Origin of the sequence: Vibrio sp. 10N.286.46.A8, assembly GCF_041470165.1 — a bacterium.
GTDB classification, from domain to species: Bacteria; Pseudomonadota; Gammaproteobacteria; order Enterobacterales; family Vibrionaceae; genus Vibrio; species Vibrio tasmaniensis_A.
The window spans coordinates 1-12,996 of sequence record NZ_JBFRLX010000128.1; the positions used below are offsets into that span (position 1 = coordinate 1).

Sequence of the window (12,996 nt, forward strand, 5' to 3'; positions counted from 1 at the left end):
ATAAGCTGCCCCCGCCAAGCTGATGCCTTTAAATAACATTGGTGATTGCTCAAGTAACACCGCTAAACCGACAATGGTTGCGAACGCGTAAATACCTATGCCCGCAGCGTGTGACCAAGCTGCGATAAGTCCGTTCATACGGCCACCAGCCAAACTGTGCTTAGCGATCATCGCCAAGCTTGGGCCCGGAGACATTGCACCCAACAAGCAGATAGCTAATAAAGAAAACCAAATTGTTACTGTCATCATTCCATTCCTAGTAAAACAAAGCGTTCCAGCTGAACACTCTACAATTAATACTCAATACTTAGCGCTTACAATAAGCCGCAGTAGGTATTATTTGAAATCAAAGATTATCATCACTGGTATAATTTGAAATCATACTTATATTGTAACTCGACTTTTGGATGGCTTTAAACGCTTTCTCTCGAGCCCATTTATGGGCAGAGTCGTTATCATACTTAGGATGCCACATCAGCCAATAGGTATGCATTTCTGTCTCAAACGGCAGCGAAAAGTAAGCGACATCGAGATGTCGACCCAAGTTATAAGCAATATGCTCCGGCACAATCATCAAGTAGTCGTCTTGCATTAACACGTTTCCCGCCGATGAAAAGAACGGCACCTGCAACGCGATTCTGCGTTTATGTCCCTGTTTCTTTAACGCAATATCCGAATAGCTGTCTTTGTCTCCCCCACCCGTGACTTTGATATGTGAGTAACTCACGATGTCTTCCGAGCTTATGGCTGATTGCTTAGCCAACGGATGAGAGGCTCTCATCAAACACACGGACTTATCCTCTCCGAGCTTGATACTTGAGACATGATCCGGCTTTTTGGGGAACATACTCGACGCCAAGTGAATACCTGATTCATTGAGCGTTTCAAGGAAGTTAGGCTGCCACAAACGATAAGCCAAGTTGATATGGGGCGCGTCCTTCGACACCTCGGACACAATAATGGGCAAGATATACTGAGCAACATAATCACTCGAAGCCAACACCAATTCACCTTGCCAATCTTGTGGATCAAATGGCTTATCATCTAATAAGTGGTCAAACTCGCCCAACAAGTCATCGAGCTTGCCTTTAAGCAACAAAGCACGGTTGGTTGGAACCAGTTTGTTCCCATCACGAACCAGAAGAGGATCACCACATAGATCTCTAAGCTGAGCAAGTTGACGGCTAACCGCCGACTGCGTGATGTGCAGACGCTGAGCTGTTCGACTGACATGGCACTCTTCAAGAAGCACATGCAGCGACCGCAGTAAATTTAAATTGATATTACCTAACATCAGCAACCTTAGAGTGAATAAGAATAGAGTGACTAGAATAAGTTGAGTAAGTACTGACAGATGACGACACGGTGAAGGTAAGCGGCACTCACTCAAGACATATTAAAAGACGAAGTTTGCTTATTGAAGAATTCCGTTAAGACAGTATGAGTCATAAGATGTCGAAGTTCAGGATAGCCTTGCAGCTGGTCGCGGATTTGGTTCAAACGATCCATGCTTTCAACTTCAACATAAAGCATCATGTCGGTCTCACCGCTAATAGAGTGACACCACTGCACACCGTTAATGGCGTAGATATTTTTAGCGTAAGACTCACAATTATGGTTACTGCTCGACATGTCAAACTTCAAAGAGATATAAGCGCCAACGTTCTTCGGTAAATCAGGCTCGGTCACCTGTGCACAATATCCTGTGATGATCTTATCGTTTTCCAGTTTCTTGATTCTGGCGTTCACTGCTGAGCGAGACAGGCTGACATCTCTGGCGATATCGCTCACTGAACATCGAGCGTTAGTTTTTAGAATATCTAAAATTTGGCGATCAAATTTATCCATGCTTCTGATTCTTTCCATTTATTGTTCTATTTATAACGCCTAATTTGACACAACTTTCTTACTTATAACAGCCATTATGACAGCCGACACTTTCACGCTTAATCAAATTAATACCGTTAAATTGACGGTGTCTTAAGACGTTTCGCTAGCTGTATTATTGATGTCGACAATGTATGCTTTCAATCTCGGCCTCACAAGACTGCACCATAAAACCGATATCAAAGCCAATAGCAAGGACAGCGAATGACGCAACTCAAACAAGAAATCACGCTTATTTCAGGAATTGGACAACTCTCTACGACCTTGCTTGGCACAGGATTGTTTATGATCCCAGCTATCGCGGCAGGCATTGCAGGGCAGTTATCGCTACTAGCATGGTTAATCCTGTTTATCGCTATTTGCCCGATTGCACTAACCTTCGCAGCATTAGGGAAACGCTACCCCAATGCAGGAGGCACGGCCTATTTTGTACGCCAAGCATTCAGCGAGCGATTAGAAACCAGTGTAGCTTGGTTGTTTGTGAGTGTTATTCCTGTCGGTATTCCAGCGGCGATTGCATTGGCAGGTGGCTTTGCTCAACAACTGTTACCAGCACCACTCGACACACCATTAGGTGCTCAATCCTTTACCGTCGCTTTGCTTATTGCCGTCAATTTGATGGGCAGTAAATCTTCAGGCCGCCTGCAAACCGTAATTGCCTTATCGATTTTTGCTTTAGTCAGCGCTTTTGTCTGGAAAGCCGACATCACTGCAGCTGACATCGCGCTTCCGACTATGACATCCGATTCAATGTGGTCTATTGGTGCTGCTCTGGCGGTTATGTTTTGGTGCTTTGTAGGAATCGAAGCCTTTGCTCACATGGGAGAGGAATTTAAGAATCCACAACGTGACTTCCCAATCGCCATCATTGCCGGGTGTTTCGTCGCAGGCTTAGTGTACTGGGCTTGTTCAGTGGTTATTATCAAGCTAGGCGCTTATGGTTCACCAGAATTTGATGCTGCCTCTATCCCATGGGTGACAGAGCAATTGTTTGGCAATGGCTTTAAAGCCGTTATCAGTGTACTTGGCTTCTTTGCTTGTTTTGCTAGCCTAAACCTTTACACCCAAAGCTTGTCTCGCATGATTTGGGCTCAAGCTCGCCAACACACTCCGACCAGTAAAATGGCGCAGCTCAACAGCCGTGGCGTACCACTTTATCCAACCTTAGCAATTGGCTTTATTGCGCTTATCTCGTGTGTAATCGGCGAGCTGTCTAATTTGGATCTCGAATTCTTTCTTAAACTCGCCAACGGTATTTTCGTACTGGTTTATCTGCTTGCGATGTTAGCGGCTTGCCGATTATTGACTGGCGCATCTAGATACATTGCCATGCTCTCACTGGTGATCTGTACCTTGGTGTTTATCTGTCTAAGTTGGTCGATGCTCTATGCTGTGACTGTTTTTGTGACATTGTCACTCCCTTGGCGGAAGTGGCTAGGTAAAGGTAAACCCACCGTCTCTATCGACAAGTTGTAACTCGATTAGTGATGAATCAGAAAATTGTAAACAAGCCCTACCAATATTACTGATAAAAAAGCCGAGCGATCTGTTTGATCTTCGGCTTTATGTCAGCCAGTCGGATATTTCCAAACCCCAGCACTGCACCGCTCCAATCACGAGCATCACTTGGTCCATATTCATAAAAGTCAAAAGGACGAATGATGATATTTTCAAGCTCTGCTCTACAGCTCCACTCATGTTCAGATATCCCTTGATACCACTTTACGGTCACATGTAGCCCTGCAGCCTGACTGATCACTTCAAGATCGCCATGAAACTCACTTTTAATCACTTCTATCATCGCTTCATGCTTGAGTTTGTATGAACGACGCATCTTTCTGATATGACGCAATAAATCGCCTTCACGTACAAAGTCCGCCAGCGCTTCTTGTGTATGTGACGCCGTGTCTCCAGTGAGCGCATCTTTAATCTCAAGACACTTCGTCAACAAATTTTCTGGCACAACCAAATAACCTAGTCGCAAGCCATTGAACATCACCTTACTCAGGGATCCGACATAGATGATGCGATCATCGAATCCCAACTTACCCGCCAAACCTTGCATGCTGGTATAAGGGCGATGAGCAAACTGGAACTCACTGTCGTAGTCATCTTCAATGATCCATGACTGATGTTGATTGGCCCAATCGATCAGTTTAAGGCGTTGCTCAGTATTTAAAGTCGTGCCCATTGGGTATTGGTTACTCGGCGTGACATACAGAGCCTTAGCATTACTGGACAACACTTTTTCAATATCTAGCCCCACCTTTTCACGCACACTCACACCATCCAGCTCTAGTCTCAACAGATCGATAATTTTATGCACTTGTCGATAACCGGGTTCTTCCACGAGGATTTTGTCGCCCATCGCTAACGTTGCCATCAAACCAATTGAGATGGCTTGCTGAGCACCTGCGGTGATGATGATTCTATCCGTACTGCAATGAACTGAACGACTGCTTGCGAGATACCCACTCAACGCTTCCCTCAAGGCCAAGCTTCCCTGAACCTCTTGATTACCCGCAATGTTCTGACGTGTAGAGTGACGTTGCAGCAGCCTCTGCCATTTCGCAAAAGGGAACACATCTAAGTCAGGGACTCCGGGCGCAAAGCTGCGGTTAATGTCGTTAGGTTTCGCTATGTTTGCACTCGACTTACTTATTACGTGCTTAACCTGTGTACCCTGAGCACTGTTTGACTGAGACAAGCTTAAGAAGTGTTCTGGTTGTTCAACTGAGACATAAAAGCCTGAACCTTGCTTGCTCTCGATATAGCCTTCGGTGACCAGTTGCTCGTACGCATAAATCACTGTATTTCGACTCACCGATAACTCGACGGCTAGCTTACGTGTAGAAGGTAACTTACTGCCCTTACTCCATAAATCTTGAACAATCTTTTCTCTGATCGCATGAAACAAGGCGGTTTGACGTGTGTCATGTTGCTCGTCTAACTGTAGGTCACCGACATCAATAGGCTGCATAACTGGATCCAAATAGTGTTTAAAAGTGGCTCTATTTAATAGACCAGTTAATCGCTACATTAATCAAAAGGCAATGATTAAGGAGCGATTATGTTATCTAACACGAAAAGAACCACGATTAAAAAAGGGGCTCACAAAGCCGTATTTGAACAAGAGAAACTTCATCAAATCATAGATGAGAGCTTAATCGCACACATTGCATTGCAAGGCGAACATGGACCAATGGTTATTCCAATGCTCGCGTGGCGAGTGGATGACAAGGTCTACATTCATGGCGCTAAAAACAGCCGCTTGTTGAAAGGCTTAAAAAAAGGAGAGCCAACCTGTTTAACGTTCACTTTGTTCGATGGTTGGGTGTTAGCTCGTTCGGCATTTCACCACAGTGCGCATTATCGTTCTGCAGTGGTATTGGGTTCTTTTTCAGTTATTGATGACAACCAAGAAAAGGATCGCTTGTTGAACATCTTTATTGAGCAAATCGCGCCGGGTAGAACCGACGAAGTGAGGCTCAGTAATGAGAAAGAGCTCACCGCAACCGAGCTTTTGGCGATACCTTTAACGGAAGCCTCCGTGAAGATTGGTAAACATGGTGTGAATGATGATAAAACCGATATGGATATCCCAGTATGGGCTGGCGTATTACCTTATCGAACGGTCGTTGGGCCATTAGAAACCGTTCCAGAGCAAGAAGGCATCATTGAAACACCTGATTACCAACAAGCCTATGGTGAGCGTTGGTATCAGAATTAATACACAAAGATGGTCAACTTAATAAAATTGCATACAATCTGAGCTACAAAGATTCAACATAGAATAATAATGTAGTCAGACGATGAGAACGAATAAGGATATTCCACCATTTCAAGGCTTGCTCAATGGCATTGGGCAAGTCTATTTCACTCCGTCTGTTATGACGTCGATTCTGCTATTGTTTGCCATTTCTATTGAGTCACTTGCGCTGGCTTTGCTTACCTTATTCGGTGCGAGTTGCAGCTACGGATTTTCCTTACTGACCAATAAACCGTCTCATGATATTGAGAATGGCATGTATGCGCTAAATGGCGCTTTAGTTGGTTTATTTATCGGTAACTTTTTTGGTGTCACCCCATTTTTGGTTGTAGTGACAATGTTAGGCGCATTACTCACAGTACCTATTGCCCGCATCGTATTCAGTTTTAAGAAATATCGCGGTTACACTAGTGCCTTTATCCTCACCAGTTGGCTGATTTATGCTATCCAATCAGCCTTGGATCTATCGGCATTTTCTCCATCCAACTCCGCATTGATACCCATCATCAGTCTTGAGGTAGACTCGTGGTTCAGCTTACCAACAGCGGTGCTCCCGTTATTGAAAGGGATCAGCCAAGTCAGCTTTATCGATAATGCACTATCGGGTCTAGTCATCTTGGTTGCCATCGCACTCAACAATATCAAGCATGCGCTATGGGTAGTACTCGCAGTGTTAATCAGCACTGTTTTTAGCCACATGATTGGCGCTTCTGGCGCGCTAATTGAGCAAGGTCTTTACGGGTACAACGCCACTCTTACCACTCTAGCACTTGTGTTCTATCCGCGAATTCCTTGGCCGTTGATCCTATTAGGCATGCTGTTGAGCTGTCTAATCACACTTGGTTTTCATGAACTGTCACTGCTACCACTCACCGCGCCTTTTGTCCTTAGTACTTGGATAACCGTTTACCTATCCACTCATTTTAAAAAGCTAGATGAAGACTAATGACGATCAGTATTGACTCTCAAAACGCTCAATATACTGCTTAGGCGTCAAACCTCGATGTTTCTTAAACATCCGATTAAAGCTCGCGACGTTGGTATAACCTAACCTCTTTGAGACCTCTTCCACTGGCACTGAATACATCAACAACTCCACGGCCACGTTACTTAATGCATACCCCATAATGGTAGAAAAATTGATGCCCGATTTATGCAAACGGCGTTGAAACTGCTGCTCAGAGAGCCCTAATAAACTGGAAACCTTGTGAAGGGTTGGTAAACCAAAGTGGCGACTGTAGTTGATCATCTCATAGGTGACCTTATGTTCATCACCAGCATCTGGCATGTTTAGATAGTTATCCAAGTCATGAAAGTTCATCGCCAGATTTGCTTTACTGTTCGATAGTGATTGATTGATGGATAACCTCGATTCACTCGGGATCCAAACCTCTGTGCGGGGCTGTCCCCATTGAATCGTACAGCCGAAATATTCATGGTAGAGGTCAACATTCTCTCGACGACCTGCTATTGAAACCGCAACGGGTTTAAAGTCATCACCCAAATATCGACGTAAAATCTTCATAATGAAAACCGCGACTCTTATTGAGTCATGCACTTTACCCGTTTCTGAGTAAGCAGGATTGTCGTAGCACCATTTAATCATTGTCCCTACCTGTGCACCGTATAAGAACGCACCAGACTGTAAACAGTGCAGGCCGATGTTCACTCGGCGGATCGTAGAAGCAAGATCATGTCCAGAAAAAAACCAGTTGGTTAACGGGCCTAATTTTTCAATATCCACTCGGTCAGACAGTTTCAGAATAATATCTGGATCATTAGTTTGCTGTTCAAGAAACCCATACCATTTATCGACTTCATTGACCGGAATAAGATTCATTGAGTTAGTAAATACAGACTTCGGAATACCTAAACGCTCCGTATTAACCACAGAGTTTGTGACAGCGTGTTGATAAATACCCAAAATCCCTAACGCTCTTAAGAAGTTACAATTGTTCATTAGTCGCTAACCCTTAGAAAGGAGATCATAGATCAAATCATATAATTGCCATTATCGAAGTAATTAGTAAATTTACAACCTGTAAATCCAACTTCCATCACACTCGGCGTTCAAATTTTACTTAGGGTTGATCAATGAGTTTACTAAGTGTCCCATTTGTTGGAACAGGCGCAGACACCGCATTACACGTCGTAGCTGGCGTTGTGTTGGTCGCAACAATCGCAGCTGCATGTTACGGCTTTTGGCGTGTTCATGAATTACCAATCAATAAAGCCCACAGTAAAGAGCATCACCAGCTCGGTTTAATCACCGCTTTAACTTGGATTGGCTTCATATGGCACTGGGTATGGGTACTTGCCGTCATTTTAGCGTTTGTTGATATGGAAAAAGCCATCATAAACCTGAGAGACACATGGAAAGCACCTGCAGAACCAACAGAACAACAAGTTAAGAATGATCAAGATGGGGAGAGCCAAACATGTTAGAAGGCTTAGCTCTGTGGGCACTGTTCATCTATCTACTTAGGCTTATTGGTATGCCATGGAATAAGGGCACCAAAGCATTTTCTTATCTAGGTGGTACATCATGGTTATTGTTTGTTTGGGTTGGACTCATTAACTACACGCCGATGGATCTCTCTGGAGGTTCAGTCGTTCAATCACCACACATTCAGCTACGTCCAGATTCAACCAATGTGTCAGGCAAAACAACCAAGGTTCACATTAGACCGAACCAAGACGTGATTGAAGGTCAGCTCATTTACGAAATTGATGACACCAAATATGTTATTGCAAGAGATAAGGCTAACGTGCAACTTGAATCGGCGAACGTTGCTTTGGATACCGCTCACCAAGAAGTGAGCATCGCTAAAGTAAGCTATCAATCAGCGCTTGAAGATATCAAAGCCTCTGTCGCTCAGATAGAATCAGCAAAAACAGATCTTGTTTTGCAATCTAAAACACTTGACCGTTATCAAAAGCAAAACAAAGTTGTAGAACATACGATTACTGAGACTGACATCGACCAACAAACGGCAAAGGTAGACTTGGCAACGTATAACGTCACCACATTGGCATCTCAACTGAGTAAGAAAGAAGTTGATGCTGAGAACGCGAAGTTAAACATCCACAAAGCAGAAACCAACGTCAGTAAGAAACAAACTGAGGTAGATTCGGCAAAAGCAACATTGGCTCAAGCTCAATGGGATTTGAACAGTACCAAAGTAACGGCGCCAACTGACGGCTTTGTAACTAACTTCATTCTTCGTGAAGGACAACGAGTATCAATGATGCCTCGTATCCAAATGTACACTGAAGAAAAATACGTGTTAATGCGAGTGAATCACCAAGCTATTCGTAACGTAAAAGTGGGTCAGCCTGCTGAGTTTGCAACGGCGGTATACCCAGGCAAGATATTCTCCGCAACCGTAGAAGGCATTGTTGAAGCGACGGGTGAAGCACAAGCTAGCCTGTTGGGTATTGATGAACAAGTTCGTGTCACCACAGGTCGAAACCTTCAGAACAAGCACCACTTTGTCCGCTTAAAAATTGACGAGGCGGAAGGTTACGATATTCCAGTCGGCTCTGTAGGGTTAGCTTGGGTAAGCGGTGAGAAGCCGATCAGCTTTATGGCGTTCCTAGACGTAATACGCGGGATCATCATTAGAATGAAGTCCCAGTTATACTTCTTCTACTCGATCTAATACTAGTTTTATCTATTTTACCGTTAGTTGCAGACAGTGCAGCAAAAATCAAGAAACTAAGCAGTATTCAGTATTCAGTATTCAGTATTCACTTTTATCGTTTATTCCTTAATGACAAGCAACACAAATCGCAAAATGCAATTGCAAAACGCAACTACCAACTTACAAAATGCAAATAGACCGTTCAAATACGCACCAAATTGCTATCAAACACCCATTTTACGTTGCTTTAAAAGTTGGCACACTAACTGCAATCTACATATTGACCCTTCTTAAGCCGAGGGTCACCTAGCCAACTGACGTTGTTAGTGAACCTTTCTTGTTCACGATATATATAGGCCAATTGCGAGTATTGCGATTGGCCATTTTTTTGCCTGCAATTTAAGAAACATCGTCCATCCAATATACAGACACTCATTCATAGCCATAATCGCCAGCATTCATAGTGAAGTTCAATTCTGGCTCATCACCTATGCCATAGAAAACGTTTTCTAATTATTTTTTAAGAATAAATATGAAAATTAACCTTATGTTTTAAATGTCTATTTTTAACATAACCGCCTTAATAGATGGGTTATTGACAAAACTAGCATTGACTATGTTATTTATATCACCATAATGCGCACGTTTGCCTACAATACGGTGACCGTTAATTTTAATTTTGAACAATTGCGGAGGTAAAAAATGGCTGCGGATAATAACTACAGTCTTGGGCCGGTTCCAACATCGGCTAGGAAAGGAGTTGCTTCACTCACCATGGTAATGCTTGGACTCACTTTCTTCTCTGCAAGTATGTGGACAGGTGGTTCACTCGGGACAGGTCTTTCTTTCAACGATTTCTTCCTCGCCGTTCTCATCGGTAACCTAATTCTTGGTATTTACACTTCTTTTCTTGGCTACATCGGCTCATCTACTGGCCTCTCTACTCATCTCCTTGCTCGTTTCTCTTTTGGTACTAAAGGCTCATGGCTTCCTTCTGCTCTACTTGGTGGTACACAAGTCGGCTGGTTTGGTGTAGGCGTTGCCATGTTCGCAATTCCGGTACAGAAAGCCACAGGCATTGATACCAACACCTTGATTATTGTGTCAGGCCTTTTGATGACAGGTACGGTGTACTTCGGTATTAAAGCGCTAATGGTGCTTTCAGCAATTGCGGTGCCCGCGATTGCAATTTTGGGTGGTTACTCAGTACTAACAGCCGTAGACAGTGTTGGTGGACTAGAGCAACTGCAGCTGATTAAGCCAGAGACGCCAATGGACTTCTCAATGGCACTAGCAATGGTTGTAGGTTCGTTTGTAAGTGCAGGTACGTTGACTGCCGATTTCGTTCGCTTCGGTAAAAAGCCAGCAAGCGCCGTGTTAATTACAATGGTCGCGTTCTTCATCGGTAACTCGCTGATGTTTATCTTCGGCGCAGCAGGCGCAGCAGCAACCGGTCAGGCTGATATTTCAGATGTGATGATCGCGCAAGGTCTACTGCTTCCAGCCATCATCGTGCTTGGCTTGAATATCTGGACAACCAATGAAAATGCACTTTATGCGTCAGGTCTGGGTTTATCTAACATCACAGGTCGCTCAAGTACTACAATGTCTATCATTAACGGCATTATCGGTACGATTTTCGCGCTTTGGTTATACAACAACTTCGTTGGTTGGTTAACCTTCCTTTCGCTAGCGATTCCACCCATTGGTGGCGTAATCATCGCCGACTTCTTCGCGAACCGTAAACGTTACAAAGATTTTGCAAATGCAGAGTTCCAAACCGTTAACTGGGCTGGCATTATCGCGGTAGCAACAGGCGTAGCCGCTGGTCACTTCCTACCTGGTATCGTTCCTTTGAATGCCGTGTTTGGTGGTGCAATCAGTTACCTCGTGCTAAATCCTCTATTGAACAAAAAAGCTCTGAAATCTCAGGCCGCTTAAGGACACACTATGACAACCTTATTAATCAAGAACGCGAAACTTCAAGACCAAGAGGGCTTGAAACAAATTCTGATTGAAAATGGTCAATTTTCTCGCATTCTCGATAATGACGCTCAAATCACTCATCAAGGTGACATCCTTGATGCTGAAGGTAGCATTGCAGTTTCTCCTTTCTGTGAACCGCACATCCACCTAGATACTACGCAAACGGCTGGAGAACCTAACTGGAACATCTCTGGTACTTTGTTTGAAGGTATTGAGCGTTGGGCTGAGCGTAAAGAATTGTTATCAATCGAAGACGTAAAGTCTCGTGCCAAGCAAACACTGAAATGGCAGATAGCGAACGGGGTTCAACACGTGCGTACACACGTTGATGTGTCAGACCCAACGTTAGTGGCGTTAAGAGCGATGGTTGAAGTCCGCGAAGAGATGAAAGAGTGGGTCGACATCCAAATCGTTGCATTCCCTCAAGAAGGCATTCTTTCATACCCCAACGGCAAAGAGTTGCTTGAAGAAGCTGTGAAGATCGGTGCTGACGTTATCGGTGCTATCCCTCACTTTGAATTCACTCGTGAATACGGCGTTGAATCTCTGCATTACGTGTTCGAGCTTGCACGCAAGTACGACTGCCTGATCGACGTTCACTGTGATGAGATTGACGATGAACAATCTCGCTTTGTTGAAACGCTGGCAGCCCTTGCGCACAAATTCGAAATGGGTGAGAAGGTAACGGCAAGCCATACCACAGCGATGGGGTCTTATAACGGTGCTTACGCATCTCGCTTGTTCCGTCTATTGAAGATGTCGGGTATTAACTTCGTGGCTAACCCGTTAGTGAATATTCACTTACAGGGTCGCTTCGACGACTACCCGAAACGTCGTGGTGTAACGCGTGTTAAAGAGATGCTCGCAGCGAATATCAATGTGTGTTTCGGCCACGATGATGTGTTTGACCCATGGTACCCACTAGGTACAGCGAATATGCTTCAAGTTCTGCACATGGGACTGCACGTAACGCAAGTGATGGGCTACGACCAAATCAACACTTCGCTTGATTTGATCAGCAAAAATTCAGCACGCACACTGCATATCCAAGACAACTACGGCATTGAAGAAGGTAAGCCAGGAAGCTTACTAATTCTTCCTGCAGATAACGGTTTTGATGCAGTACGTCGCCAAGTTCCAGTGCAGTACTCTATTCGCCACGGAAAAATAATCGCAGAGACTCAACCAGCTAAGACTAAAATTAATTTAGATAAGACTGAAGATATCAACTTCAAACGATAATATCGTCTATACTAACGAAGAAAAGGAGGCTTAGGCTTCCTTTTTACTTTGTCATGGCGTGTAACTTTATAAACCTATCAGCTGTTGTAGGTAGTTTTTGTTAACGAGCGCAACATGACAAAAAAACTCGCTGATTTATCAATCAATGAGTGTACAACCCGAAAGACTGTGTTAACATGCACTCGCTCTGTTAGCCGGAGTTATTTAAGTTAGATGAATAGTAAAAAATGACATGTAAAATCGTTACCCGTTTTTGTAAGTAGTTTTTCCTTATTTCTTAGCAATATTAAATAATTCAATTATCAGCGCATTGCAGTAATGCAATCAACAATTTAGAAAATTTATGAATAAGGGACAAATTATGTCTAACACAAATACTGGCACTGTAAAATGGTTTAACGAAGAGAAAGGTTTCGGTTTCATTTCTCAAGACAACGGCGGCGCTGACGTATTCGTACACTTCCGTGC

13 protein-coding genes are annotated in these 12,996 nt (G+C 43.8%); 8 read left to right on the forward strand and 5 right to left on the reverse strand.

Features of this window, described 5'->3' with window-relative positions:
* From AB4232_RS13475 to AB4232_RS13485, 3 genes are all read right to left on the reverse strand, one after another.
* The coding region (locus AB4232_RS13475; RefSeq protein WP_372087335.1) for a LysE family translocator at positions 1-246 on the reverse strand (246 nt) is incomplete at its 3' end.
* 100 nt (positions 247-346) lie between these two features.
* Positions 347-1,294, reverse strand: a complete 948-nt coding sequence (locus AB4232_RS13480) for a LysR family transcriptional regulator (protein WP_372087325.1) — start codon at positions 1,292-1,294, stop codon at positions 347-349.
* 92 nt (positions 1,295-1,386) lie between these two features.
* Positions 1,387-1,848: an Lrp/AsnC family transcriptional regulator gene (locus tag AB4232_RS13485; protein ID WP_372087326.1), complete on the reverse strand. Its 462-nt coding sequence runs from the start codon at positions 1,846-1,848 to the stop codon at positions 1,387-1,389.
* Between the two features lie 243 nt (positions 1,849-2,091).
* Between AB4232_RS13485 and yjeH the strand changes: the two genes are divergently transcribed.
* Positions 2,092-3,363, forward strand: coding sequence for an L-methionine/branched-chain amino acid transporter (gene yjeH, locus AB4232_RS13490; protein WP_372087327.1), 1,272 nt, complete (start codon positions 2,092-2,094; stop codon positions 3,361-3,363).
* A gap of 46 nt (positions 3,364-3,409) precedes the next feature.
* On the opposite strand, the gene AB4232_RS13495 is transcribed toward yjeH, so the two are convergent.
* Entirely contained in the window at positions 3,410-4,867 is a 1,458-nt protein-coding gene (locus AB4232_RS13495) for a PLP-dependent aminotransferase family protein (RefSeq protein WP_372087328.1), read from the reverse strand.
* 90 nt (positions 4,868-4,957) lie between these two features.
* Between AB4232_RS13495 and AB4232_RS13500 the strand changes: the two genes are divergently transcribed.
* Both AB4232_RS13500 and AB4232_RS13505 read left to right on the forward strand, forming a co-directional pair.
* Positions 4,958-5,617, forward strand: coding sequence for a pyridoxamine 5'-phosphate oxidase family protein (locus tag AB4232_RS13500; protein WP_372087329.1), 660 nt, complete (start codon positions 4,958-4,960; stop codon positions 5,615-5,617).
* Between the two features lie 82 nt (positions 5,618-5,699).
* Positions 5,700-6,602, forward strand: a complete 903-nt coding sequence (locus AB4232_RS13505; RefSeq protein WP_372087330.1) for an urea transporter — start codon at positions 5,700-5,702, stop codon at positions 6,600-6,602.
* 6 nt (positions 6,603-6,608) lie between these two features.
* Here AB4232_RS13505 and AB4232_RS13510 read toward each other — a convergent pair whose 3' ends face one another.
* On the reverse strand, positions 6,609-7,616 hold the full coding sequence (locus AB4232_RS13510; RefSeq protein WP_372087331.1) for a helix-turn-helix domain-containing protein: 1,008 nt from the start codon (positions 7,614-7,616) through the stop codon (positions 6,609-6,611).
* Between the two features lie 134 nt (positions 7,617-7,750).
* On the opposite strand from AB4232_RS13510, the gene AB4232_RS13515 reads away from it, so the two are divergent.
* The 5 genes from AB4232_RS13515 to AB4232_RS13535 all read left to right on the forward strand — a co-directional run.
* Entirely contained in the window at positions 7,751-8,101 is a 351-nt protein-coding gene (locus AB4232_RS13515; protein WP_012600300.1) for a hypothetical protein, read from the forward strand.
* On the forward strand, positions 8,095-9,318 hold the full coding sequence (locus tag AB4232_RS13520; protein WP_372087332.1) for an HlyD family secretion protein: 1,224 nt from the start codon (positions 8,095-8,097) through the stop codon (positions 9,316-9,318). Before AB4232_RS13515 ends, AB4232_RS13520 begins: the two co-directional genes overlap by 7 nt.
* Before the next feature lie 684 nt (positions 9,319-10,002).
* Positions 10,003-11,241 (forward strand): cytosine permease, encoded by a 1,239-nt coding sequence (gene codB, locus AB4232_RS13525; RefSeq protein ID WP_032499239.1) that lies wholly within the window; start codon positions 10,003-10,005, stop codon positions 11,239-11,241.
* Positions 11,242-11,250: 9 nt separating this feature from the next.
* Positions 11,251-12,528, forward strand: coding sequence for a cytosine deaminase (locus AB4232_RS13530; RefSeq protein WP_372087333.1), 1,278 nt, complete (start codon positions 11,251-11,253; stop codon positions 12,526-12,528).
* Between the two features lie 361 nt (positions 12,529-12,889).
* The coding region (locus AB4232_RS13535; RefSeq protein ID WP_372087336.1) for a cold-shock protein at positions 12,890-12,996 on the forward strand (107 nt) is incomplete at its 3' end.